The organism is Citrobacter sp. CK181, assembly GCF_030333595.1.
Classification (GTDB): Bacteria; Pseudomonadota; Gammaproteobacteria; order Enterobacterales; family Enterobacteriaceae; genus Citrobacter_B; species Citrobacter_B koseri.
The window spans coordinates 139,161-164,070 of record NZ_JAOWFN010000006.1 but is presented as its reverse complement, the minus strand read 5'-3'; the positions used below and the strand labels follow the sequence as shown (position 1 = coordinate 164,070).

Genomic DNA, 24,910 nt, shown 5'->3' with positions numbered 1-24,910 from the left:
GGCGGCTGTGCGGCGGTCTTGCTGCAACGTGAAATCCAATGGGTATGTGTCTGTGGTGTTAGGCACGGCATTGAATGACAGGTATGATAATGCAAATTATAGGCGATGTCCCACAATTGACCGCAGCCTTCATTCCAGGAAAAGCACTCTATATTGTGGGACATAGCCTCACTGTCAGCGTAAAGATTTGGGGAGTCTATGCAGTACTGGGGAAAGATTGTAGGTGTCGCAGTGGCGCTGATGATGGGAGGCGGCTTCTGGGGCGTGGTATTAGGTCTGCTGATAGGCCACATGTTCGACAAAGCCCGCAGCCGCAAAATGGCATGGTTCGCCAATCAGCGTGAACGGCAGGCACTGTTTTTCGCCACCACTTTTGAGGTCATGGGGCATTTAACCAAATCGAAAGGGCGAGTGACGGAAGCGGATATCCATATTGCCAGCCAGTTGATGGACCGGATGAACTTACACGGCGAATCACGTACCGCCGCCCAACACGCGTTTCGCGTGGGAAAATCGGATAATTACCCGTTACGTGAAAAAATGCGCCAGTTTCGAAGTGTCTGCTTTGGGCGGTTTGATCTGATACGGATGTTTCTGGAAATTCAGATTCAGGCGGCGTTTGCGGATGGAACGCTCCATCCGAACGAGCGGGAAGTGCTGTACGTTATCGCCGAGGAGCTGGGGATTTCCCGCGCTCAGTTCGATCAGTTCTTACGCATGATGCAGGGCGGGGCGCAGTTTGGCGGCGGTTATCAGCAACAGCAGTCCGGCGGCGGCTGGCAGCAGGCGCAGCGTGGCCCTACGCTGGAAGATGCCTGCAACGTGCTGGGGGTTAAGCCGACAGATGATGCGACAACCATTAAACGCGCGTACCGCAGACTGATGAGCGAGCACCACCCGGACAAACTGGTCGCAAAAGGGTTGCCGCCGGAGATGATGGAGATGGCGAAGCAAAAAGCGCAGGAAATTCAGAAAGCGTATGAAATGATTAAAGAGCAGAAAGGTTTTAAATAATGGTTTTGCCGGATGGCGACGTAAAGCGTCTTATCCGGCCTACGTTGAGAACGGTAGGCCGGGTAAGCGAAGCGCTCCCGGCACAAATGGGCACAGAATTTAAAAATCTACCGGGGCTTTAAAGGTCATACTGTTGCCATACGCGGGATGGGTGATGGTCAGCGTTTCGGCATGCAGCAACAGACGCGGTGCCATCGCCAGCGCTTCTGGCGACGCGTAGAAGCGATCGCCGAGAATGGGGTGTCCCAACGCCAGCATATGCACACGTAGCTGATGAGAACGCCCGGTAATCGGTTTAAGCACCACCCGTGCGGTGTTATCCGCAGCGAAGTCCACCACCTCATACCCGGTTTGCGCAGGCTTACCCGTATCATAACACACTTTCTGTTTCGGCCTGTTCGGCCAGTCGCAGATCAGCGGTAAATCAACCAGCCCTTCGGCAGGGGCTGGATGCCCCCACACGCGCGCAACGTACTGTTTTTTCGGCTCACGCTCGCGGAACTGGCGTTTCAGCTCCCGTTCCGCCGCTTTGGTCAGCGCCACTACAATCACGCCGCTGGTCGCCATATCCAGACGATGCACCGACTCCGCCTGCGGATAATCGCGTTGAATACGCGTCATCACGCTATCTTTGTGCTCCTCAAGGCGGCCCGGCACGGACAACAAGCCGCTGGGCTTGTTGACCACCATAATGTGCTCATCCTGATACAGGATAATCAGCCAGGGCTCCTGCGGCGGATTGTAGTTTTCCATCCCCATTTTTTGCTCCGTTACTGATGCGTGACGACGATAAGACGCAAGGCATCCAGACGCCAGTTGGCCTGATCCAGGCTTTCCATTACCTGCTGACGGTTGCTGTCGATCGCCGCAAGTTCATCATCACGGATGTTCGGGTTAACGGCGCGCAGCGCTTCCAGACGCGACAGTTCGGCAGACAGTTTTTCATCCGCTTCGCTACGCGCGGCGTCGATCAGCGCCCGGGCCGATTTCTCCGCCTGCGCTTCGCCCAGTTGCAGAATCGCGTGTACGTCCTGTTGCACCGCGTTGACCAGCTTGCTGCCGGTATGACGGTTAACGGCGCTCAGCTGGCGGTTGAAGGTTTCAAACTCCACCTGCGCGGCCAGGTTATTGCCGTTTTTATCCAGCAGCATGCGCACCGGCGTCGGCGGCAGGAAACGGTTAAGCTGTAAATGTTTCGGTGCCTGCGCTTCAACGACATACACCAGTTCCACCAGCAGCGTTCCCACCGGCAACGCTTTGTTTTTCAACAGCGAAATCGTGCTGCTGCCGGTATCGCCAGACAGAATCAGATCCAGGCCGTTGCGAATCAGCGGATGTTCCCAGGTAACAAACTGCGCATCTTCACGCGACAGCGCCACATCACGCTCGAACGTAATGGTGCAGCCATCTTCCGGCAGGCCAGGGAAGTCCGGCACCAGCATATGATCGGAAGGCGTCAGCACAATCAGGTTCTCACCACGGTCATCCTGGTTAATCCCGACGATATCAAACAGGTTCATGGCGAAGGCGATCAGGCTGGTGTCGTCATCCTGTTCTTCAATGCTCTCTGCCAGCGCCTGCGCTTTCTCGCCGCCGTTAGAGTGGATCTCCAGCAGACGGTCGCGCCCTTGCTCCAATTGCGCTTTCAGCGCTTCGTGCTGCTCGCGGCAGGTTTTGATCAGCGCGTCAAAACCGTCGGTGTTTTCAGGCGTCGCCAGGTAAGCGATCAGATCGTGATACACCGTATCGTAGATGGCGCGACCGGTCGGGCAGGTGTGCTCAAAGGCATCCAGCCCTTCGTGATACCAGCGAACCAGCACGGACTGCGCGGTTTTTTCCAGATACGGAACGTGGATCTGAATATCGTGCGCCTGGCCGATACGGTCCAGACGGCCAATACGCTGCTCCAGCAAATCCGGGTTAAACGGCAGGTCAAACATCACCAGGTTGCTGGCGAACTGGAAGTTACGGCCTTCAGAACCAATTTCCGAGCACAGCAGAACCTGCGCGCCGCTGTCCTCTTCGCTAAACCACGCGGCGGCGCGGTCGCGTTCAATAATGGACATGCCTTCATGGAATACGGCGGCGCGGATGCCTTCGCGCTCGCGCAGCACCTGCTCCAGTTGCAGCGCGGTGGCGGCTTTCGCGCAGATCACCAGCACTTTCTGCGAGCGGTGGCTGGTCAGATGCCCCATCAGCCACTCCACGCGCGGGTCGAAGTTCCACCAGGTGCCGCTATCCCCTTCGAATTCCTGATAAATCTGCTCCGGGTAGAGCATATCGCGCGCTCTGTCCTCCGCGCTTTTACGCGCGCCCATAATGCCGGAGACTTTAATCGCCGTCTGATATTGCGTTGGCAGCGGCAGCTTGATGGTGTGCAGCTCGCGTTTCGGGAAGCCTTTGACGCCGTTACGGGTGTTGCGGAACAGTACGCGGCTGGTGCCGTGTCTGTCCATCAGCATGGAGACCAGTTCCTGGCGGGCATTCTGCGCGCCATCGCGGTCGCTGTTCGCCGTTTGCAGCAGCGGTTCGATGTCCTGCTCGCCAATCAGGTCGCCGAGCATGTTCAGCTCTTCGTTGCTCAGCTTGTTGCCTGCCAGCAGCATGGCGACGGCGTCGGCGACCGGGCGATAATTTTTTTGCTCTTCGACAAATTGTTCGAAGTCGTGGAAACGGCTCGGGTCGAGCAGACGCAGGCGGGCGAAGTGGCTTTCCATGCCCAGCTGTTCCGGCGTTGCGGTCAGCAGCAGGACGCCAGGCACGCGTTCCGCCAGTTGTTCAATCGCCATATATTCGCGGCTTGGCGCGTCTTCGCTCCACACCAGGTGGTGAGCTTCATCGACGACCAGCAGGTCCCATTGTGCGTCGCACAGATGTTCCAGACGCTGTTTGTTGCGACGCGCGAAGTCCAGCGAGCAGATAACCAGTTGCTCGGTTTCAAACGGGTTGTAGGCATCGTGCTGGGCTTCGGTGTAACGCTCGTCGTCGAACAGCGCGAAGCGCAGGTTGAAGCGGCGCAGCATTTCAACCAGCCACTGATGCTGCAAAGTTTCCGGGACGATGATCAGCACGCGTTCCGCCGCGCCAGACAGCAGCTGTTGGTGCAGGATCATCCCGGCTTCGATGGTTTTTCCTAAGCCCACTTCATCCGCCAGCAGGACGCGCGGCGCGTGGCGGCGACCGACATCATGGGCAATGTTGAGCTGGTGGGGAATCAGGCTGGTGCGCTGACCGCGCAGGCCGCTCCACGGCATGCGGTACTGCTCGCTCTGAAATTTACGTGCGCGGTAGCGCAGAGCGAATCGGTCCATCCGGTCGATTTGCCCGGCGAACAGGCGATCCTGCGGTTTACTGAAAACCAGCTTGCTGTCGAGCAGGACTTCACGCAGCGTGACGGCGGTTTCTTCGGTATCAAGGCGGGTGCCAGTATAGGCAAGCAGGCCGTTTTCTTCTTTTACTTCATCGATTTGTAGCTGCCAGCCTTCATGGCTTGTAATCGTATCACCAGGGTTAAACATCACGCGGGTCACGGGGGAGTCACTGCGCGCATACAGACGGTTTTCACCTGTCGCCGGGAAAAGTAAGGTGACAGTTCGCGCATCCATCGCGACGACGGTTCCAAGTCCCAGTTCGCTTTCTGTATCGCTGATCCAGCGTTGACCAAGTGTAAAAGGCATATATGTTCGGCTCTATATCTTTAATTGCAGGCAATAATCACCCGCTACCAAAATAGAATGGCAGCAGTGTTAATTGGGTCCAGGAATGGAAAGGGCGCTATGGTAATGGATGGCGGCGCATTCGTCACGCGTCAAAATAACCCCAGTTGTCCTGTGAGTAGTGTAGCAAAATTATCATCGATGAAGGGAAGTATTCCCTCTGCGACCGGCTGTAGCTGGCGGGTTAAATAGTGCTCGTAATCCAGCGGTGAATGCCGGTAATCCAGCGGCTCAGGGCCGTTAGTCGTCCACACGTATTTGATCGTGCCGCGGTTCTGATACTGCGCCGGGCGCCCCAGCTTGATGTTTTGTTCATCGGCGAGCCGGGCGGCGCGAACGTGCGGCGGAACGTTACGCTGATATTCGCTCAACGGGCGGCGCAGTCGCTTGCGGTAAACCAGCTGTTCATCCAGCTTGCCCGTCATCAGGTTATCGATGGTTTCCCGGACATACTCCTGATAGGGTTCCTGGCGGAAGATACGCAGGTAAAGCTCCTGCTGGAATCGTTGCGCCAGCGGCGTCCAGTCGGTGCGCACGGTCTCCAGCCCTTTAAATACCATTCGCTGCTTCTCGCCTTCCTGAATCAGCCCGGCATAGCGCTTTTTGCTGCCGGTGTCCGCCCCGCGAATGGTCGGCATCAGAAAACGGCGGAAGTGGGTTTCAAACTCTAATTCCAGCGCGCTGGTCAGCTTTTGCTGTTGCAGGGATTGCGTCCACCAGTCATTCACATGACGCACCAGCTCGCGGCCAATCCTTGCCGCCTCGTCTTCAGAATGCGCGCCTTTCAGCCAGACGAAAGTGGAATCCGTATCGCCGTAGATCACGTCATAACCCTGCGCCTCGATCAGCGCTTTGGTCTGACGCATGATCGCGTGGCCGCGCATGGTGATCGACGAGGCCAGTCGGGGATCGAAAAAGCGGCAGGCCGTCGTCCCGAGCACGCCGTAAAACGCATTCATGATGATCTTCAGCGCCTGGGACAGCGGTTTATTGCCGTGGCGTTTGGCCTCATCGCGCCCATGCCAGATCTGCGTGACGATCTCCGGGAGACAGTGCGTTTCTCGCGAGAACCAGGCGTCAAGAAAGCCTTCGGTGCTGTGTGTCGGGTCCGGTTGCGCCATCCCTTCCACCAGCCCAACCGGGTCGATCAGGAACGTGCGAATGATCGACGGGTACAGGCTCTTATAATCCAGCACCAGTACGGAGTCATACAGGCCAGGACGCGAGTCCATTACGTAACCGCCAGGACTGGCATGCGGCGGGACTTCACCGAGATTCGGCGCAACGTAACCGGCGCGATGCATACGGGGAAAATAGAGATGACCGAAGGCGGCGACAGAACCGCCGTGGCGGTCAGCGGGCAGACCGTTAACGGTGGCGCGCTCCAGTAAAAACGGCATGATCTCCGTCTTATGAAAAATCTGCGTCACCAGCTCGCAGTCCTTGAGGTTATACGTAGCGAGCGCGGGCTTATCTTCGGCGAAACGGCGGTCAATTTCGTCCATTCTGTCCCAGGGATTATCGATCGATTTCCCTTCGCCAAGCAGCTCCTGGGCCACGGTTTCCAGTGAAAATGATGAGAAATTCCAGAACGCGGATTTGAGCGCTTCAATGCCGTCAATAATCAACCGCCCTTTGGCCTGGGCGAAAAACACGCCGTTCTTGAAACCGTGCTCGCGCCATTCCAGCTCGGTGTTGTCGCGCCCCAGACGTAAAGGGATACGATAGCGCTCGGCATGTTTTTGCAGGACGCGTAAATCAAACTGCACCACGTTCCAGCCGATGATCACATCGGGATCGTGCCGGGCAAACCAGTCGTTGAGTTTTTCCAGCAGCAGCGGGCGGCTCGCCGCATACTCAAGCTGGAAATCCAGCGCCGAGGCATCGCCATTCGCCGGGCCGAGCATAAAAACGACGCGTTGTCCGCAGCCTTGCAGGCCAATGCAGTACAGCTCGCCGTGTCGGGTGGTTTCAATATCCAGCGATACCCATTTCAGCGGGGGACGGTAGTCTGGGTGCGGTTTCAGGCGGGCATTGACGATTGCGCCGTCTTTTGTGTCGCCCTCCAGCCAAACGGGAGCGGTGATAAACCGCTCCATCAGGTAACGTTCCGGCGGGCGCACATCGGCTTCATAGACCGTTACGCCCTGTTCTTTCAGCTGTTTTTCCAGACGCATCAGCTGTCGGTGAGAGCGGCAGTACAACCCCGAGACGGGCTGGCGATGAAAATCCTGCAAATTGAGCGGCGTCAGGCGATAGCCGTTTTCTGTGCGCAGCAGCGAGGTGACGCGGGCGGCCTGATGCGTAGGGATAAACGCGACCGACTCCTGCGGCGCGAGCGTGACCTGCAAAGGACCGGTGTCCGTTGCCAGCCAGAATGAGACCTCTGTTCCTTGCGGGGTATCCCGCCAGTGCCGGGTTAAAATAAAACCTGCCTGCGCCACGCTGCGTACTCATTAAAAAACCAGGCATGATTATAGCCTGGTTCGGAACGTTTTGCTGTGGTTTTATACAGGTATGGTTGCGCCGTTGGGCTATCCATTACTGCCCGTAATAGGCCTTCGCCCCGTGTTTGCGCAGGTAGTGCTTATCCAGCAACGTTTGCTGCATATCCGGCAACTGTGGCGCAAGCTGGCGGCAGAAGATGCCCATACAGGCGACCTCCTCCAGCACAATGGCGTTATGCACCGCGTCTTCGGCGTTTTTTCCCCAGGTGAACGGACCGTGTGAATGCACCAGCACGCCCGGCATCTGCGCGGCATCGATACCCTGTTTTTCAAAGGTTTCGACGATGACGTTGCCCGTTTCCCATTCATATTCGCCGTTGATCTCCGCATCGGTCATTTTGCGCGTGCAGGGGATCGTGCCGTAAAAATAGTCCGCATGGGTCGTCCCCGTCGCCGGGATGGATTGCCCGGCCTGCGCCCAGATGGTCGCGTGGCGCGAATGGGTGTGGACGATGCCGCCAATCGACGGGAAAGACTGATACAACAGACGGTGGGTCGGCGTATCGGAGGAGGGCTTTTTCGTTCCTTCCACCACTTCACCCGTGGCAATGCTGACCACCACCATATCCTCTGCGCTCATCACGCTGTAGTCGACGCCGGAAGGTTTAATGATGAAGACGCCGCGCTCGCGATCAACGGCGCTGACGTTCCCCCAGGTGAGAGTCACCAGATTGTGTTTTGGCAGCGCCAGATTGGCTTCCAGTACCTGACGTTTGAGATCTTCTAACATAGCTGTCTCCACGCCGGATGGCGCTGCGCTTATCCGGCCTACAAGGTTGGTGCGACCTGTAGGCCGGATAAGGCATTTACGCCGCCATCCGGCAACTGTTAACGTTTGAAACCGTAATAAACTTCGTTCCAGCGCAGCGCGTCTTTAAAGGCGGGCAGACGGGTATCGTTATCGATGACGGTGATTTCGATATCGTGCATCTCTGCGAACTGGCGCATATCGTTCAGATCCAGCGCATGGCTGAAGACGGTGTGGTGCGCGCCACCGGCGAGAATCCACGCTTCGGATGCGGTGGTCAGATCCGGCTGGGCTTTCCACAGCGCGTTGGCGACCGGCAGCTTCGGCAGGTCATGCGGCGTTTTTACGGTGTCGATGCAGTTGACCAGCAGACGATAGCGATCGCCGAGGTCGATCAGGCTGGCGACGATCGCCGGGCCGGTTTGGGTATTGAAGATCAGACGTGCGGGCGCGTCTTTACCCCCAATGCCGAGGTGCTGCACGTCGAGGATCGGTTTTTCTTCCACCGCGATAGACGGGCATACTTCCAGCATGTGCGAGCCGAGCACCAGATCGTTGCCCTTCTCAAAGTGGTAGGTGTAATCCTCCATAAATGAAGTGCCGCCCGGCAAACCGCCAGACATCACTTTCATGATGCGAAGCAGCGCGGCGGTTTTCCAGTCGCCTTCGCCAGCGAAACCGTAGCCCTGTTGCATCAGGCGCTGTACGGCCAGCCCTGGAAGCTGCTTCAGGCCGTGTAAATCTTCAAACGTCGTGGTGAACGCGTGGAAGCCGCCCTGTTCCAGAAAGCGCTTCATGCCCAGTTCAATACGCGCGGCTTCCAGCACGTTCTGCCGCTTGTCGCCGTGAATTTGCGTCGCGGGCGTCAGGGTATAGCGGCTTTCGTATTCATCCACCAGCGCGTTAATGTCGCCGTCGCTAACCGCATTCACGACCTGCACCAGGTCGCCCACCGCCCAGGTATTCACCGAGAAGCCGAACTTGATCTGCGCCGCCACTTTATCGCCGTCGGTCACGGCCACTTCACGCATGTTGTCGCCAAAGCGGCACACTTTCAGGTGGCGGGTATCCTGTCTGGAGACCGCCTGGCGCATCCATGAGCCGATACGCGCGTGCGCGTGTTTATCCTGCCAGTGACCGGTCACTACCGCGTGCTGCTGACGCATACGCGCGCCAATAAAACCAAACTCGCGTCCGCCGTGTGCGGTCTGATTCAGGTTCATAAAGTCCATGTCGATGCTGTCCCACGGCAGGGCGGCATTGAACTGGGTGTGGAACTGTAACAGCGGCTTGTTGAGAATACTCAGCCCGTTAATCCACATTTTCGCGGGCGAGAAGGTGTGCAGCCAGACCACCAGGCCCGCACAGCGATCGTCATAATTGGCGTCACGACAAATCGCGGTGATCACGTCAGGCGACGTCCCCAGCGGCTTCAGCACCAGTTTGCAGGGCAGTTTCGCTTCGGTATTCAGCGCCTTTACCACATGTTCGGCATGCTGAGTAACCTGGCGCAGCGTTTCAGAGCCATACAAATGCTGGCTGCCAATCACAAACCACACTTCATAGTTGTCAAAAATCGTCATTGTCGTGTCCTTAATGGGTCAGGGTTGCCTGGCTGACCGGGGTTTTTGGCGCCGGGGCGGCAGTCGGAAGATAGTGTTGTTCAGCGCTGACCGCCCACTGCCGGTAGCGCTGATAAAGCTGTTCGAAGCGTTGAGCCTGTTCCGGGCGCGGTTGCAGGGTGTTCTCTACGGCGCTGGCCATTTTTTGTTGTGCGGCAGGGATATCGACATGCGTTTTTGCGGCGACGGCGGCAAAAATGGCGGCGCCTAACGCGCAGCACTGGTCTGAGGCGACAATCTGTAGCGGGCGGTTGAGCACGTCGCAGCAGGCCTGCATGATCACCTGATTCTTACGGGCGATGCCGCCCAGCGCCATCACGTTGTTGACGGCAATGCCCTGTTCGGTAAAGCATTCCTGAATGGCGCGTGCGCCGAAGGCAGTGGCGGCGATCAGGCCGCCAAACAGCGCTGGCGCATCGGTGGCGAGATTCAGATCGCTAATCACCCCTTTCAGACGCTGATTAGCGTTCGGCGTGCGGCGACCGTTAAACCAGTCGAGCACCACGGGCAGATGATCCAGCGATGGATTCTTCGCCCACGCCTCGGTCAGCGTCGGGAGTAGCTGCTTTTGGCTGATGGCGATTTGGTCTTTCAGTTCAGGATGCTGCGCCGCAAGCTGCTCCAGCGGCCAGCCGAGAATGCGGCCAAACCAGGCATAGATATCGCCGAATGCCGACTGTCCCGCTTCCAGACCAATAAAATCAGGCACGACGCTGCCGTCTACCTGGCCGCAAATGCCTTTCACCGCGCGGTCGCCGACGCTCTGCTTGTCGGCAATCAGAATGTCGCAGGTCGATGTGCCGATCACTTTCACCAGCGCATTCGGCTGCGCGCCCGCGCCAACCGCGCCCATATGGCAGTCAAACGCGCCGCCAGAAATGACCACGCTTTCCGGCAGGCCGAGGCGTTGCGCCCACTCCGCGCACAGCGTGCCAACTGGCAGATCGGCAGTGAAGGTATCGGTAAACAGCGGCCAGGCGAGGTGGCGGTTGATGATGGGATCGAGGTCATCGAAGAAACTGGCGGGCGGCAAACCGCCCCAGCTCTCATGCCACAGCGATTTATGTCCGGCGCTACAGCGACCACGGCGAATATCCTGCGGGCGCGTGGTGCCGGAGAGCAGGGCAGGCACCCAGTCGCACAGCTCAATCCAGGAGGCGGCAGCCTGAGCGACGGCGCTGTCCTGACGCGTAACGTGCAGAATTTTCGCCCAGAACCATTCGCTGGAGTAAATGCCGCCGATGTAGCGGGAATAATCGGTTTTGCCCGGCGTATGGCACAGGCGGGTGATGGCTTCCGCTTCTTCGACCGAGGTGTGATCTTTCCACAGGACGAACATCGCATTCGGGTTTTCGGCGAACTCAGGACGCAGCGCCAGTACGTGGCCGTCAGCATCAATGGGGGCAGGGGTGGAGCCGGTGCTGTCGACGCCGATGCCGACCACCTCGCCACGCTGTGACGCGCTCAGGGTCGTGAGAACGTTTTTCAACGCGGCTTCCATTGACTCTATGTAGTCGCGTGGATGATGGCGGAACTGGTTGTTCGGGGCGTCGCAATAGCGCCCTTCCTGCCAGCGGGGATACCACTCTACGCAGGTGGCGATCTCTTCCCCGGTGGCGCAATCCACCGCCAGAGCACGAACTGAATCACTGCCAAAATCGAGGCCAATTGCAATCGCCATCGTCTTACTCCAATCGAAAAAAACAGGTATGGAGAAACAGTAGATAGCGGGGATAAAAACCGTCAGGCAGGATCCGCTAATCTTATGGATTAAAATGCTATGGCATTGCAAAGTGTGACGCTGTGCAAATATTCAATGTGGACATTTCTGTCGTAGTTATAGACACTTTTGTTACCCGTTTTTATCGCCTTCGCAATCGGCCTTTGTTACAAATCTCTTTTCGCAAGCGGGGTTGATGGTCCGTAACCGCAATGACGGCGGGGCGCAGAGGGGAAGGTGAAGATGTCTCACTCAATATGGACAATTGGTTTCTTCTCAGAACGCCGGGAGTATTGAATTTATGGCTGAAACGCAAAATGATCCCCTGCTGCCGGGCTATTCGTTTAATGCGCATCTGGTTGCCGGGCTGACGCCCATTGAGGCGAACGGCTATCTGGATTTTTTTATCGACCGCCCGCTGGGGATGAAGGGGTATATCCTTAATCTTACGATTCGCGGGGAAGGGGTGATCAATAACCACGGCAAACAGTTTGTCTGCCGTCCGGGGGATATTTTGCTGTTTCCGCCTGGCGAGGTACACCACTACGGTCGCCATCCCAACGCGAGCGAATGGTATCACCAGTGGGTGTACTTCCGACCGCGCGCCTACTGGCAGGAGTGGCTCACCTGGCCGACGATTTTTGCGCAGACCGGTTTTTTCCGCCCTGACGAAGCGCACCAGCCGCGCTTTAATGAGCTTTTTGGTCAAATCATCAATGCCGGGCAAGGGGAAGGGCGCTACTCTGAACTGCTGGCGATTAACCTGCTGGAGCAGCTTCTGCTGCGACGTATGGAGGCGATCAATGAATCGTTGCATCCGCCGATGGACAGCCGGGTGCGCGACGCCTGTCAGTACATCAGCGATCATCTGGCGGACAGCCAGTTTGATATTGCCAGCGTGGCGCAGCACGTCTGTCTGTCGCCGTCCCGCCTGTCGCACCTGTTCCGCCAACAGTTAGGCATTAGCGTACTGAGCTGGCGCGAGGATCAGCGCATCAGCCAGGCGAAGCTGCTGCTCAGCACGACGCGGATGCCGATAGCCACCGTCGGGCGCAATGTCGGGTTTGACGATCAGCTTTATTTCTCTCGCGTCTTTAAAAAATGTACCGGGGCCAGCCCGAGCGAGTTCCGCGCTGGTTGTGAATAAAAAGTGAATGATGTGTCTGCAAAGATGTCATAACGCGTAATCTATTCAGACAATTGGCGACTTGACGAAGCGGGTGAGGGTTAGCAGAATCGCTGCTTCGTAAATCTGACGGACACATTATGCAAGCATTGCTGGAACACTTTATTCTCCAATCCGCTCTGTACTCGCTAATTGCGGTGGCGCTGGTGGCCTTTCTGGAGTCGCTGGCGTTGGTCGGTCTGATTCTGCCCGGTACGGTGATGATGGCGGGGCTGGGGGCGCTTATCGGCAGCGGTGAGCTGAATTTCTGGCATGCGTGGCTGGCGGGCATTATCGGTTGCCTGCTGGGGGACTGGATCTCCTTCTGGTTGGGCTGGCGCTTCAAAAAGCCGCTGCACCGCTGGTCTTTTATGAAAAAGAACAAAGCGCTGCTGGATAAAACCGAACACGCGCTGCATCAACACAGCATGTTCACCATTCTGGTTGGGCGTTTTGTCGGCCCGACGCGGCCACTGGTGCCGATGGTGGCGGGGATGCTGGATCTGCCCGTCGCGAAATTTATCGTGCCGAATATTATTGGCTGCGTGCTGTGGCCGCCGTTCTATTTCTTGCCGGGGATTCTGGCGGGCGCTGCGATCGACATTCCGGCCGATATGCAGAGCGGCTATTTCAAATGGCTGTTGTTGGCAACGGCGCTGCTGCTGTGGCTGGCGGCCTGGCTGTGCTGGCGGTTATGGCGTAGCGGTAAGGCTGCCGCCGATCGCTTAACGCCGTTTTTACCGCGAGGCCGCCTGTTATGGCTGGCGCCGGTGATGCTCGGCGCGGGCATTGTCGCGCTGGTGATGCTGCTTCGTCATCCGCTGATGCCGGTGTATATCGATATTCTGCGTAAAGTCGTGGGTTACTGAGGAATCTTTTGCCGGATGGCGCTGACGCTTATCCGGCCTACAACGGATGCCTGTCCGTAGGCCCGGTAAGCGTAACGCCGCCGGGCATCCCATTACGCTTTAATGCCCAGTAATGCCGAAGCGCTGGCCTGACCGCTTAATAACTCATCCGTTTTGCCCTGCCATGCGATACGCCCGTCGGCCACGACAATCGAGCGTGACGCAATGCGCGCGGCATCCTCCACGCTATGTGACACCATCAGCAGGGTTAATTGCTGGTCGCGGCAGACGTCGCTGACCAGCGCCAGCATCTCCTGACGCAGGGCGGGATCGAGAGCGGAAAACGGCTCGTCGAGCAGCAATACCGGCTGCTCGCGCACCAGGCAGCGCGCAAGCGCCACGCGTTGACGTTGCCCGCCGGAAAGCTCGCCCGGCAGGCGCTCCAGCAGATTTTCGATCCCCATCTGGCGTGCAATATGATGCAGCTTCTCCCGCTGAGCCGCGTTCAGCTTTAGCCCAGGGTTTAACCCCAGCCCGATGTTCTGCTGCACGTTCAGGTGGCTGAACAAATTATTTTCCTGAAACAGCATGGAAACGGGACGGCGGGAGGGCGGTGTTGTGGTGTGATCCTGAGCTTCAATCATTATTGTGCCGCTGGCCGGTGTCAGAAACCCGGCGATTAAATTCAGCAACGTACTTTTCCCGGCGCCGCTTGGCCCGAGAACCGCCACCTGTTCACCGCGCTCCACCGACAGTGTAAAGCGCATGGGCAAATGGTGATAAAGCCAGGTGATATCAGTCAGTTTTAACATTTCGCCCCGGTAATTTTTCGATAACGGTAAACAGCATAAAGCAGAGCATCAGCAGTAATAATGCGGTAACCGCGCCGTCCTGGCTGCGATAGGAGCCAATTTGCTGATACAGATAAAACGGCAGCGTGCGGAAATCGTCGTTGCCAAACAGCGCCACCACGCCAAAATCACCGATGGAGAGCACGCAGGCAAAGGCCAGCGCCTGTGCCAGAGGGCGTTTCAGGGCGCGCAGTTCCACCACCTTCAGTCGCGACCATCCCTCAATGCCCAATGACTGACACAGCATACTGTAACGTGCGGTCACGTCTCGCATGGGGTTTTCCAGCACTTTTAGCGCATAGGGAATCGCCATTAGCGCGTTGGTGAAAATCACAATACCGTCAGCCGACTCCGGTAGCCCAACGCTGTTGTTGAGCAGTAAAAAGAAGCCGGTCGCCAGCACGATGCCGGGCATAGCAAGGATCAACATCCCGCTCAGTTCCAGCGCCTGACCTGCCGGCACCTGCTGGCGGGCGCGCAGTTCGCGGCTGCTCCATAAAAGCATCATCGTCAGGATGACGCACAGCACTCCCGCCGCCAGCGCAATGCGCAGAGAGGTCCACAGCGCCTGCCACAAAATGGGTTGCGCCAGCACGTCCAACAGGCTGCGATTGACGCCATCAATAATAACCGCCAGCAGCGGCGGGAGAAGCAACAGCAGCGCCAGGGCGATCAGCAGGCTGTCCGTCAGGCGGCTGTGGAGCCGATCGTCAGGGTCGCGCCAGCCTTGCACCAGCGTGATGCCGGGGGCAATGGCTTTACTCAGCCGCTGGCTCAGCAGCACCAGCGCCAGACAACATATCATCTGGATCAGCGCCAGCATGGCCGCACGGGCAGGATCGTAGTCGTAGCTCAGCGCCTGATAGATGGCCAGCTCGATAGTGGTAGCCTGCGGGCCGCCGCCAAGTGACAACACGGTGGCGAAACTGGCGAAACAGAGCATAAAAATCAGCGCCGCCACCGGCGGGATTTGACGACGCAGCCACGGCCATTCAACAAAGCGGAAGAAGTGCCAGCCGCGCATGCCTAGCTGTGCGGCGAGCTGTCGCTGTTCGCCGGGAATGTTTTCCAGCGCCTGAAGCAGCAGGCGGCTTGCCATCGGCAGGTTAAAAAAGACGTGCGCCAGTAAAATCCCCTGCAAGCCGTAGGGCGAGAAATGCCACTCCAGCCCCAGCGTATGCCACAGCGAGGCCAGCCAGCCCTGACGACCGTAGACGCTGAGGATACCGAAAACGGCGACCAGCACCGGTAAAATCAGCGTCATGGCGCACAGGCGCAATAACGCCAGACGTCCGGGAAAACGGCGACGATAGAGCGCTCTGGCGAGGAAAATCGCCGGGATGACGGAGAGCAGCGCCGACAGGAACGCCTGCCAGAACGAGAAACGCACGACGTGCCACAGGTAGCTGTCCTGCCACAGCGACGACCATTCACCCTGCGGCGCGTTAAGCCATAGCGCCAGAAATGCCGCCAGAGCCACTGCCACCATCAGCGCGGCGGCAGAAAGCCCGGGTATCAGCCAGCCGGGAATTAGCGGCTGACGGCGCGTTGCCATTCGCTAATCCATGCCTGACGCTGGGATGCCACTTCCGCAGGCGTAAATTCCAGCGTGGTGGATGGCTTCGTCAGTTGTTCAAATCCTGCGGGCAGGGCGACGTCAGCGACCGGATACATCCAGTTGCCGGTAGGAATGGCGTTCTGGAATGCCGGTGAAACCATAAACTTGAGGAATTTTTCTGCCAGTTCCGGCTGTTTGCTGGCGGCAGTGCGCGCAGCCACTTCCACTTGCAGGTAATGACCTTCGCTGAAGCTGGCGGCGGCGTAGTTATCTTTTTTCTCTTCGATGATGTGATACGCCGGAGAGGTGGTGTAGCTCAGCACCAGATCGCTTTCGCCTTTCAGGAACAGGCCGTAGGATTCGCTCCAGCCTTTGGTGACGGTGACCGTTTTGGCCGCCAGTTTTTGCCAGGCTTCCGGCGCGTTATCGCCGTAGACTTTCTGCATCCACAGCAGCAGACCCAGCCCCGGTGTACTGGTACGCGGGTCCTGATAAATCACGCGCCATTTCCGATCGCTCTCTACCAGTTCTTTCAGGCTTTTCGGTGGGTTTTTCAGTTTGTTTTTGTCATAGATGAAGGCGAAGTAGCCATAATCAAACGGTACGAATGTGTCGTTATGCCAGCCGCCTGGCACGTTAACCGCATCAGGCGCAATGCCGCTTTTCGCGAACAGGCGGGTTTGCGTGGCGGCTTCCAGCAGGTTGTTGTCCAGGCCAAGCACCACGTCGGCTTTGCTGTTTTTCCCTTCCATTCGCAGGCGGTTGAGCAGCGAAACGCCATCTTCCAGCGCCACCAGCTTCAGTTCGCAATCACAGTCAGCTTCAAAGGCTTTTTTGATTGTCGGGCCAGGCCCCCAGTCGGCAGCGAAGGAGTCATAGGTATAGACGGTCAGAACAGGTTTGGCGAAGGCAGGCGCTGCGCACAGGAGTAGCAAGGGAAGACATTTTTTTAACACTTTGCACCTCATAAAGTGGGTGGCAAAGGACTTGAGAAGCAGTCTCAAATCCCTTCGCCGGCGTTATCCGGATCAGGTTCGACGGGTATTTTCTCAGCCCATACACTTCACGAATGGTTTTGCGTATGTTTATCAGCACCCCGTTGAGGACGGCGTTAGTGTAGTGATTTTGTTGCTAAGCGGCAATCATGGGTCGGGTGGCGCAAACCATGCCGATTTAAAGTCAAACCAGCCGAGGGTGTTCATACGTAGCCCGCGCATACTGCGCTGCCCCTGGATGATCAGCCAGTGGTGGATCAGCGGGACGATCGCTTTACTGGCGAGCAATTGCTGGCACCACACTGCCAGGTTCATCTCGCCGTTTCGCCACTGCGCGGCGTCGCCCTCCCAGTCCAGCGGGATGCAATGCTGCAACAGCGGGACTTCGCACAGGTGCGCAAACAGGGAAAAATCGAGCGGTAGCGTAAAGTTGGCGCTGTTGAGCCAGATGTCGCTTGTGACCTCCCCCGCATGCCATTGATCGTAGTCGATCTCATGGATATCCAGATGGACCTGATGTTTAGCCAGCAGCTGGCTCATGATCTGCGCGATCACCCGATGTTCGATGTGGTCGTGGTAGTAGGTCAGCGTGATCGTCTCCAGCCCGGCGGGTTTTTCGCCGTGTCCCGGGCGGGCATGGTGCCAGCGGGGCAGTAATCCGTAAGCCGGGAACCAGTGGCGCTGGTATTGCTCGTCGGCATAGAAGAGTAAATTGCTGGGGGAGAGCACGCGGCTTATCCACTCTCTGACTTCCTGATTCGCGCCGCGATTCGTCCGGGCGTCGAACAGCATATAGTAGCAGCCCTCTTCCAGCCGGCTTTCGATGGCTTTTTCATCTTCGGTCGGCCCTTTTAACGTCAGACCGCCGTTCGGCTCGTCGCCAATGTCCGGCAATACCCAGACGTTCACTTCATCAATCAGCGCCCGATAGCCGAAGAAATCATCAAAGGCGTGGATTTTTAACTGGTTGCGCGTATTACGCATCACCGCGTAAGGGCCGGTGCCGATCGGATGGCTGGAGAAATTATTCAGCGTTTCCCACTCCCGCGGCAGGATCATCGCCGGAACCTGACCCAGCAGCCACGGCAGCCAGCGATCCGGCTGCGACAGGTGAATATCCAGCGTCCAGGCGGTGGGGGAGACTATCTCGGTAATGTGCGAGTAGAGCGGCAGGGCGTTGATGCGCGTTAGTGAGGCAATGACATCCTCCATCTCCAGCTCACGTCCGTGATGGAAGTGAATCCCCGGACGAAGAAAAAAACGCCACTGCAAAGGGGAAATCTGTTGCCAGTGGTGGGCAATATCGGCTTCCAGTTCCCCATTTTCCTCATTTACGCGCGTCAGTGCGCTGAAAATTTGCCGGGCGATATGGGTTTCTGAACGACGCAATGCGGTGCCAGGCAGCAGGTTGTGCATTGGACGATAGTAGAGCACGCGCAGAATATGCCGCCCCTGGCGAAAGCTGCGCCCCAGGTGGGACACCAGCATTTGCCGCACGGCGGTTTTGTCGCCCACCAGCTGTACCAGCTGGTCGATGCGATCTTGCTCCAGCAGGTCTTCCGCCCGCTGCTGCTGTAGCGCCAGCCCGGTATAGAGGAAGGTCAGACGGGAGCGTTTCCCGCGTCCAACCTCCGCTTCCCACGTCAACCAGCCACGTTCCTGCATGGTATTCAGCAGCGTACGCATATGGCGGCGGGAGCAGCTCAGCAGGTCCGCCAGCTCGTTGAGCGTGGTGTCTTGCGTTTTGCCGTCGCAGCATTGCCACAGACGGATGAACTGTTGTTGCAGACGACCTGAAGACATAAAAGGGGAACTCCTGCGCAAAACTCAGCAATTTTACTATCCCCATATTAGGTCAATAATGGATTCCGATGAAGCAATATGGAGAGGTCTTCGATGCGTCAGTTTTATTTGAAGTACTTTACCGCGACAGAAGGGTTGTCCTGGTTGGCTTGTCCGAGCGCGCCGCAGCGCTTAAAGATGCTTGAAGAACTGATGCAGTGGGAGGTGACTGCCTGACCTCGGATTTCCGAATTGCAGACATCATGTGTGACTGAGTATTGGTGTTTATCGCCGCGCCAGCAGATAATTCCTGCTGGCTTTTTTCGTTTCGGCTGCGTTTAGCCATAAAAAGGGAAAGTATGCTCTGGTTAATGACGATGGGACGGCGCCTCAACGGTGTTTATGCCGCTTTCATGCTGGTTGCCTTTATGATGGGCGTGGCGGGAGCGTTACAGGCACCGACGCTGAGCCTGTTTTTGAGTCGTGAAGTCGGTGCGCAGCCGTTCTGGGTCGGCCTTTTTTACACGGTCAACGCGATTGCCGGGATTCTGGTCAGCCTTGCATTAGCAAAACGCTCGGACAGTAAAGGCGATCGCCGTAAGCTGATTATGTTCTGCTGCCTGATGGCGATTGGCAACGCGCTACTGTTCGCCTTCAATCGCCATTATCTCACCCTGATCACCTGCGGCGTGTTATTCGCGTCGCTGGCCAATACCGCCATGCCGCAGCTATTTGCGTTGGCGCGGGAATATGCCGATAACTCCGCGCGTGAAGTGGTGATGTTCAGCTCGGTAATGCGTGCGCAGCTTTCACTGGCATGGGTGATTGGCCCGCCGCTGGCTTTTATGCTGGCGCTGAACTATGGCTTCACGGCGATGTTTTCCATTGCCGCCGGCATATTCGCCATCAGCCTGGTGTTGATTGCTTTTATTCTGCCCTCGGTGGCGCGCGTTGAGCAGCCTGCCGATGTTCCGGTCACGGAGGCGGGCGGCTGGCAGGATAAAAACGTCCGTATGCTGTTTATCGCCTCCACGCTGATGTGGACCTGCAACACCATGTACATCATTGATATGCCGCTATGGATAAGCCTTGAGCTGGGTTTACCGGATAAACTGGCCGGAATATTGATGGGAACCGCAGCAGGTCTGGAGATCCCGGCGATGATTCTGGCTGGCTACTCGGTGAAGCGCTTCGGTAAGCGGCGGATGATGGTTATCGCCGTGGCTGCGGGGGTACTGTTTTATCTCGGCCTGATTTTCTTTCACAGCCAGACGGCGTTGCTTATCCTGCAACTGTTTAACGCGGTGTTTATCGGCATTGTGGCGGGGATTGGCATGTTGTGGTTTCAGGATTTAATGCCTGGCCGCGCCGGTTCAGCCACCACGCTGTTTACCAACAGTATCTCCACGGGAGTGATTCTGGCCGGGGTGATTCAGGGCGCGGTCGCGCAAAGCTACGGGCATTTCGCTGTTTACTGGGTGATAGCGGCGATTTCGCTGGTGGCGCTGGTGATGACCGGGCGGGTGAAGGATGTGTAAAAAATGCCGGATGACGGCTTCGCCTTATCCGGCCTACACAGAGTGGCAGGCCGGATAAACGAAGTGCTATCCGGCAGGTATGCTGAGAATCAGCGCATAAACGACGGTTGTTTCTCTTCGTATGCCGCAATTGCGCTTTCGTGTTGCAACGTCAGGCCGATGCTGTCCAGACCGTTCAACATGCAGTGGCGGCGGAAGTCGTCGATTTTAAAGCTGTAGGACTTATCGCCCGCTTTTACTACCTGCGCTTCCAGATCCACTTCAAATTTAATCCCCGGATTGGCTTTCACCAGGGCGAACAGTTCATCGACCTCTTCATCGCTCAGTTTCACCGGCAGCAGCTGGTTGTTAAAGCTGTTGCCATAGAAGATATCCGCGAAGCTCGGCGCGATGACCACTTTAAAGCCGTAATCGGTCAGCGCCCACGGCGCGTGCTCGCGCGATGAACCGCAGCCGAAGTTTTCCCGCGCCAGCAGAATCGATGCGCCTTTATATTCCGGGAAGTTCAGCACGAACTCCGGGTTCGGCTGCTGACCCTTTTCATCCAGAAAACGCCAGTCATTGAACAGATGCGCGCCAAAACCGGTGCGGGTGACTTTCTGTAAAAACTGTTTCGGTATAATCGCGTCGGTATCGACGTTAGCAGCATCCAGCGGGACGACCAGGCCGGTGTGTTGGGTAAATTTCTCTGCCATGGTGTGCTCCTTATTTGATGCTGCGAATATCGGCGAAATGACCGGTGACGGCGGCAGCGGCAGCCATCGCCGGGCTAACCAGATGCGTGCGTCCGCCGCGCCCCTGACGACCTTCAAAGTTACGGTTGCTGGTGGAGGCGCAGCGCTCGCCCGGATTCAGACGGTCGTTGTTCATCGCCAGGCACATGGAACAGCCTGGTAAACGCCATTCAAAACCGGCTTCGATAAAGATCTTATCCAGACCTTCCGCCTCTGCCTGCGCTTTTACCGGGCCGGAGCCGGGAACCACCAGAGCCTGAACGCCCGGTGCAACTTTACGCCCTTTGGCGATTTCCGCCGCCGCGCGTAAATCTTCAATACGCGAGTTGGTGCAGGAACCGATAAACACTTTGTCGATCGCCACGTCGGTTAACGGAATGCCCGGTTTCAGCCCCATATAGGCCAGCGCCTTTTCGGCGCTTGCGCGCTCGACAGGATCGGCAAACGAGGCCGGATCGGGGATATTGTCGTTGACGGAGATAACCTGACCCGGGTTGGTTCCCCAGGTAACCTGCGGCGCAATGTCTTCCGCTTGCAGGGTCACGACGGTATCGAACGTTGCGCCGTCGTCGGTTTTCAGGGTTTTCCAGTATGCGACGGCATCGTCAAAATCGCTGCCTTTCGGGGCGTGCAGACGCCCTTTTACGTAGTTGAAGGTGGTGTCATCCGGCGCGACCAGACCGGCTTTGGCGCCCATCTCGATCGCCATGTTGCACAGGGTCATACGACCTTCCATGCTCAGATTGCGAATGGCTTCGCCGCAGAACTCGACCACATGGCCCGTACCGCCCGCGCTGCCGGTTTTACCGATAATCGCCAGCACGATATCTTTCGCCGTAATGCCCGGCGCAGCCGTGCCTTTCACCTCAATCTTCATGGTTTTTGCGCGGCCCTGTTTCAGGGTCTGCGTCGCCAGAACGTGTTCAACTTCGGAGGTGCCGATGCCAAACGCCAGCGCGCCGAATGCGCCGTGCGTGGCGGTATGGGAATCGCCGCAAACAATGGTCATCCCCGGTAAGGTCACGCCCTGTTCCGGCCCCATTACGTGGACGATCCCCTGATACGGGTGGTTCAGGTCATACAGCTCCACGCCGAACGCTTTGCAGTTTTTGATCAACTCCTGCATCTGAATCCGCGCCATCTCGCCAGAGGCGTTGATGTCTTTGGTTTGCGTAGAGACGTTATGGTCCATCGTCGCGAAGGTTTTACCGGGCTGGCGAACCGGGCGGCCGTGGGCGCGCAGGCCGTCAAACGCCTGCGGAGAGGTCACTTCATGCACCAGATGCCTGTCGATGTACAGCAGCGGGGTTTCGTTCTGCGCCTCATAAACCACATGCGCATCGAACAATTTTTCATACAACGTTTTAGCCATGATTACACCCCTTCGGCGACATAACGGGCAATGATGTCGCCCATCTCATCAGTACTGACAGCGGCAGCGCCACGGGCTAAATCACCGGTGCGAATACCTTCTTCTAATGCGCGGTTAATAGCGCTTTCAATGGCCGTTGCCGCATCGTCAGCATCCAGGCTGTAACGCAGCAGCAACGCCAGCGACAGGATCTGCGCGATCGGGTTGGCGATGTTTTTCCCGGCGATATCCGGCGCAGAACCGCCCGCCGGTTCATACAGGCCGAAACCCTGCTCGTTCAGGCTGGCGGAAGGCAACATCCCCATTGAGCCGGTGATCATCGCGCATTCGTCAGACAGAATGTCGCCAAACAGGTTGGAGCACAGCAGCACGTCAAACTGAGAGGGATCTTTAATCAACTGCATCGTGGCATTGTCGATGTACATGTGCGCCAGTTCGACATCCGGGTACGCTTTGGCGACCTCATTGACGATCTCGCGCCACAAAATGGACGTTTGCAGGACGTTGGCTTTGTCGATTGACGTAACCTTACGGCGACGTTTACGCGCCGATTCGAAGGCGATGCGCGCAATACGTTCGATTTCAAAACGGTGATACACCTCGGTATCGAAGGCTTTTTCATGTTGCCCGCTGCCTTCGCGGCCTTTCGGCTGACCAAAATAGATCCCGCCGGTTAATTCACGCACGCACAGGATGTCGAAACCGTTGGCCGCGATGTCGGCGCGCAGCGGGCAGAAGGCTTCCAGCCCCTGGTACAGCTTTGCCGGACGCAGGTTGCTGAACAATTTGAAGTGTTTACGCAGCGGCAGCAGTGCGCCGCGTTCCGGTTGGCTGTCCGGCGGCAGATTTTCCCATTTCGGGCCGCCGACGGAGCCAAACAGAATGGCATCCGCCTGTTCACAGCCTTCAACGGTCGCTTTCGGCAGCGGTTGACCGTGGTTGTCGATAGCGGCGCCGCCGACATCGTAATGGCTGGTGGTAATGCGCATGGCAAAACGACTGCGAACGGCTTCCAGGACTTTCAGGGCTTGCGCCATCACTTCCGGGCCAATACCGTCACCCGGCAAAACAGCAATATGGTAATTCTTCGACATCACACGGTTTCCTTATTGTTCTCTTTATTCTGAGCTTTGCGTTGCAATTCTTTTTCGACTTCGGCGGCACGCCAGATGTTGTTCAGGACATGCACCATCGCTTTCGCGGAGGATTCGACGATATCGGTCGCCAGACCGACCCCGTGGAAGCGACGGCCGTTATAGTTGGCGACGATATCCACCTGGCCCAGCGCATCTTTGCCGTGGCCTTTCGCCGACAGGCTGTATTTCACCAGTTCGATGTTGTAATCGGTGATGCGGTTGATGGCCTGGTAAATGGCATCGACCGGGCCGTTGCCGTTCGCGGCTTCCGCTTTGATGTCGTCGCCGCAGGCCAGTTTGACGGAGGCCGTGGCGATATCGTTAGAGCCGGACTGCACGCTGAAATAGTCCAGACGGAAATGCTCTGGCTCTTCCTGTTGTTTATTGATGAAGGCCAGCGCCTCCAGGTCGTAATCGAATACCTGACCTTTTTTATCCGCCAGCTTCAGGAAAGCGTCGTACAGGTTATCCAGATTGTATTCACTTTCTTTATAGCCCATCTCGTCCATACGGTGTTTTACGGCAGCACGCCCGGAGCGAGAGGTCAGGTTCAACTGGATCTGGTTCAGGCCGATAGACTCTGGCGTCATGATTTCGTAGTTTTCACGGTTTTTCAGCACGCCGTCCTGGTGAATGCCGGAAGAGTGGGCGAACGCGCCGCTGCCGACAATCGCTTTGTTCGCCGGGATTGGCATGTTGCAGATCTGACTGACCAACTGGCTGGTGCGCCAGATCTCCTGGTGATTGATGCGGGTATGCACATTCAGAATGTCCTGGCGTACCTTGATCGCCATGATGACTTCTTCCAGCGAGCAGTTACCGGCACGTTCGCCGATACCGTTCATGGCGCCTTCAACCTGACGTGCGCCCGCGTGGACGGCCGCCAGCGCGTTGCCGACGCCCAGACCTAAATCATCATGGGTATGTACGGAGATGATGGCCTTGTCGATATTCGGTACGCGCTCATACAGCCCGGAAATAATACCGCCGAACTCGAAGGGCATGGTGTAGCCCACGGTATCGGGAATGTTGATTGTTTTCGCGCCCGCATTGATCGCCGCTTCCACGACGCGAGCGAGATCGTCAATCGGGGTACGACCTGCGTCTTCGCATGAGAACTCCACGTCATCAGTGTAATTACGCGCACGCTTAACCATATAGATAGCACGCTCAATCACTTCATCCAGCGTGCTGCGCAGCTTGGTGGCGATATGCATCGGCGAGGTGGCGATAAAGGTATGGATGCGAAAAGCATCCGCGACCTTCAGTGATTCTGCCGCGACGTCGATGTCTTTTTCCACGCAGCGGGCTAACGCGCAAACGCGGCTGTTTTTGACCTGGCGGGCGATAGTCTGTACCGACTCAAAATCGCCAGGTGAAGAGACGGGAAAACCCACTTCCATCACATCGACGCCCATACGTTCAAGGGCCAGGGCAATTTGCAGCTTTTCTTTCACACTCAGGCTAGCCTGTAACGCCTGTTCACCGTCGCGTAAAGTGGTATCGAAAATAATGACTTGCTGGCTCATGGTTTAGGTCCTTGTCTCTTTAGGGCGCCTTGCTTCGAGCATAAAAAAACCCGCGCAACGGCGCGGGTTTTTAAT

19 protein-coding genes and 1 riboswitch are annotated in these 24,910 nt (G+C 57.2%); of the genes, 5 read left to right on the top strand and 14 right to left on the bottom strand.

All coding sequences use genetic code 11. The annotated features are described in order from the left end of the window. Positions 1-198: 198 nt before the first annotated feature. Positions 199-1,014 (top strand): co-chaperone DjlA, encoded by an 816-nt coding sequence (gene djlA / locus OGW17_RS01285; protein WP_012134111.1) that lies wholly within the window; start codon positions 199-201, stop codon positions 1,012-1,014. Between the two features lie 99 nt (positions 1,015-1,113). Here djlA and rluA read toward each other — a convergent pair whose 3' ends face one another. The 6 genes from rluA to araB all read right to left on the bottom strand — a co-directional run bounded on the left by rluA (position 1,114) and on the right by araB (position 11,288). Beyond that, the gene (rluA, locus tag OGW17_RS01280) at positions 1,114-1,773 is read right to left on the bottom strand and encodes a bifunctional tRNA pseudouridine(32) synthase/23S rRNA pseudouridine(746) synthase RluA (RefSeq protein WP_286452135.1); all 660 of its coding nucleotides are present in this window, start codon (positions 1,771-1,773) and stop codon (positions 1,114-1,116) included. Between the two features lie 11 nt (positions 1,774-1,784). Beyond that, positions 1,785-4,691 carry an RNA polymerase-associated protein RapA gene (gene rapA, locus OGW17_RS01275; protein WP_012134109.1) on the bottom strand — a complete coding sequence of 969 codons (2,907 nt, stop codon included), beginning with the start codon at positions 4,689-4,691 and terminating at the stop codon, positions 1,785-1,787. Between the two features lie 131 nt (positions 4,692-4,822). After that, the gene (gene polB / locus OGW17_RS01270) at positions 4,823-7,174 is read right to left on the bottom strand and encodes a DNA polymerase II (protein WP_012134108.1); all 2,352 of its coding nucleotides are present in this window, start codon (positions 7,172-7,174) and stop codon (positions 4,823-4,825) included. A gap of 97 nt (positions 7,175-7,271) precedes the next feature. Then, positions 7,272-7,967 (bottom strand): L-ribulose-5-phosphate 4-epimerase, encoded by a 696-nt coding sequence (gene araD / locus OGW17_RS01265; protein WP_012134107.1) that lies wholly within the window; start codon positions 7,965-7,967, stop codon positions 7,272-7,274. 98 nt (positions 7,968-8,065) lie between these two features. After that, positions 8,066-9,568 (bottom strand): L-arabinose isomerase, encoded by a 1,503-nt coding sequence (araA, locus tag OGW17_RS01260; protein WP_286452134.1) that lies wholly within the window; start codon positions 9,566-9,568, stop codon positions 8,066-8,068. A 10-nt stretch (positions 9,569-9,578) separates the two neighbouring features. After that, positions 9,579-11,288, bottom strand: a complete 1,710-nt coding sequence (gene araB, locus OGW17_RS01255) for a ribulokinase (RefSeq protein ID WP_071257547.1) — start codon at positions 11,286-11,288, stop codon at positions 9,579-9,581. Positions 11,289-11,628: 340 nt separating this feature from the next. Between araB and araC the strand changes: the two genes are divergently transcribed. Both araC and OGW17_RS01245 read left to right on the top strand, forming a co-directional pair. Then, positions 11,629-12,474, top strand: a complete 846-nt coding sequence (gene araC, locus OGW17_RS01250; RefSeq protein WP_012134104.1) for an arabinose operon transcriptional regulator AraC — start codon at positions 11,629-11,631, stop codon at positions 12,472-12,474. A 119-nt stretch (positions 12,475-12,593) separates the two neighbouring features. Beyond that, complete coding sequence (locus OGW17_RS01245; RefSeq protein ID WP_012134103.1) at positions 12,594-13,361, top strand: DedA family protein; 768 nt, start codon at positions 12,594-12,596, stop codon at positions 13,359-13,361. 92 nt (positions 13,362-13,453) lie between these two features. Here the strand turns inward: OGW17_RS01245 and thiQ are convergent, their stop codons facing one another. From thiQ to sgrR, 4 genes are all read right to left on the bottom strand, one after another. Then, a complete protein-coding gene (gene thiQ / locus OGW17_RS01240; RefSeq protein WP_071257549.1) occupies positions 13,454-14,152 on the bottom strand; it encodes a thiamine ABC transporter ATP-binding protein ThiQ in 699 nt (232 codons plus the stop codon). Next, positions 14,136-15,746, bottom strand: coding sequence for a thiamine/thiamine pyrophosphate ABC transporter permease ThiP (thiP, locus tag OGW17_RS01235; RefSeq protein WP_071257551.1), 1,611 nt, complete (start codon positions 15,744-15,746; stop codon positions 14,136-14,138). Before thiP ends, thiQ begins: the two co-directional genes overlap by 17 nt. Then, the gene (thiB, locus tag OGW17_RS01230; protein WP_047458953.1) at positions 15,722-16,705 is read right to left on the bottom strand and encodes a thiamine ABC transporter substrate binding subunit; all 984 of its coding nucleotides are present in this window, start codon (positions 16,703-16,705) and stop codon (positions 15,722-15,724) included. Before thiB ends, thiP begins: the two co-directional genes overlap by 25 nt. A gap of 31 nt (positions 16,706-16,736) precedes the next feature. After that, positions 16,737-16,858: riboswitch (TPP riboswitch) on the bottom strand. Positions 16,859-16,891: 33 nt separating this feature from the next. Then, a complete protein-coding gene (gene sgrR, locus OGW17_RS01225) occupies positions 16,892-18,547 on the bottom strand; it encodes an HTH-type transcriptional regulator SgrR (protein ID WP_071257553.1) in 1,656 nt (551 codons plus the stop codon). Positions 18,548-18,640: 93 nt separating this feature from the next. Here sgrR and sgrT point away from each other — a divergent pair, with 93 nt between their 5' ends. Together sgrT and OGW17_RS01215 are read left to right on the top strand one after the other, a co-directional pair. Next, entirely contained in the window at positions 18,641-18,763 is a 123-nt protein-coding gene (gene sgrT / locus OGW17_RS01220; protein ID WP_024130713.1) for a glucose uptake inhibitor SgrT, read from the top strand. Between the two features lie 122 nt (positions 18,764-18,885). Continuing rightward, positions 18,886-20,064 carry a sugar efflux transporter gene (locus OGW17_RS01215; protein WP_071257555.1) on the top strand — a complete coding sequence of 393 codons (1,179 nt, stop codon included), beginning with the start codon at positions 18,886-18,888 and terminating at the stop codon, positions 20,062-20,064. 89 nt (positions 20,065-20,153) lie between these two features. Here the strand turns inward: OGW17_RS01215 and leuD are convergent, their stop codons facing one another. From leuD to leuA, 4 genes are read right to left on the bottom strand one after another with little or no spacing between them, the layout of a single operon-like run. Continuing rightward, positions 20,154-20,759, bottom strand: coding sequence for a 3-isopropylmalate dehydratase small subunit (leuD, locus tag OGW17_RS01210; RefSeq protein ID WP_049008518.1), 606 nt, complete (start codon positions 20,757-20,759; stop codon positions 20,154-20,156). A gap of 10 nt (positions 20,760-20,769) precedes the next feature. Then, on the bottom strand, positions 20,770-22,170 hold the full coding sequence (leuC, locus tag OGW17_RS01205) for a 3-isopropylmalate dehydratase large subunit (protein WP_012134093.1): 1,401 nt from the start codon (positions 22,168-22,170) through the stop codon (positions 20,770-20,772). A 2-nt stretch (positions 22,171-22,172) separates the two neighbouring features. Beyond that, positions 22,173-23,264, bottom strand: coding sequence for a 3-isopropylmalate dehydrogenase (gene leuB, locus OGW17_RS01200; protein ID WP_012134092.1), 1,092 nt, complete (start codon positions 23,262-23,264; stop codon positions 22,173-22,175). Beyond that, entirely contained in the window at positions 23,264-24,835 is a 1,572-nt protein-coding gene (gene leuA, locus OGW17_RS01195; protein WP_012134091.1) for a 2-isopropylmalate synthase, read from the bottom strand. Before leuA ends, leuB begins: the two co-directional genes overlap by 1 nt. Positions 24,836-24,910: the final 75 nt, after the last annotated feature.

Bases quoted from the DNA above. Each gene is read 5' to 3' on its own strand.
- djlA (WP_012134111.1), top strand. From the start codon at position 199: ATGCAGTACTGGGGAAAGATTGTAGGTGTCGCAGTGGCGCTGATGATG.
- rluA (WP_286452135.1), bottom strand. From the start codon at position 1,773: ATGGGGATGGAAAACTACAATCCGCCGCAGGAGCCCTGGCTGATTATC.
- rapA (WP_012134109.1), bottom strand. From the start codon at position 4,691: ATGCCTTTTACACTTGGTCAACGCTGGATCAGCGATACAGAAAGCGAA.
- araD (WP_012134107.1), bottom strand. From the start codon at position 7,967: ATGTTAGAAGATCTCAAACGTCAGGTACTGGAAGCCAATCTGGCGCTG.
- araA (WP_286452134.1), bottom strand. From the start codon at position 9,568: ATGACGATTTTTGACAACTATGAAGTGTGGTTTGTGATTGGCAGCCAG.
- araB (WP_071257547.1), bottom strand. From the start codon at position 11,288: ATGGCGATTGCAATTGGCCTCGATTTTGGCAGTGATTCAGTTCGTGCT.
- araC (WP_012134104.1), top strand. From the start codon at position 11,629: ATGGCTGAAACGCAAAATGATCCCCTGCTGCCGGGCTATTCGTTTAAT.
- OGW17_RS01245 (WP_012134103.1), top strand. From the start codon at position 12,594: ATGCAAGCATTGCTGGAACACTTTATTCTCCAATCCGCTCTGTACTCG.
- thiQ (WP_071257549.1), bottom strand. From the start codon at position 14,152: ATGTTAAAACTGACTGATATCACCTGGCTTTATCACCATTTGCCCATG.
- thiP (WP_071257551.1), bottom strand. From the start codon at position 15,746: ATGGCAACGCGCCGTCAGCCGCTAATTCCCGGCTGGCTGATACCCGGG.
- sgrR (WP_071257553.1), bottom strand. From the start codon at position 18,547: ATGTCTTCAGGTCGTCTGCAACAACAGTTCATCCGTCTGTGGCAATGC.
- sgrT (WP_024130713.1), top strand. From the start codon at position 18,641: ATGCGTCAGTTTTATTTGAAGTACTTTACCGCGACAGAAGGGTTGTCC.
- OGW17_RS01215 (WP_071257555.1), top strand. From the start codon at position 18,886: ATGCTCTGGTTAATGACGATGGGACGGCGCCTCAACGGTGTTTATGCC.
- leuD (WP_049008518.1), bottom strand. From the start codon at position 20,759: ATGGCAGAGAAATTTACCCAACACACCGGCCTGGTCGTCCCGCTGGAT.
- leuC (WP_012134093.1), bottom strand. From the start codon at position 22,170: ATGGCTAAAACGTTGTATGAAAAATTGTTCGATGCGCATGTGGTTTAT.
- leuB (WP_012134092.1), bottom strand. From the start codon at position 23,264: ATGTCGAAGAATTACCATATTGCTGTTTTGCCGGGTGACGGTATTGGC.
- leuA (WP_012134091.1), bottom strand. From the start codon at position 24,835: ATGAGCCAGCAAGTCATTATTTTCGATACCACTTTACGCGACGGTGAA.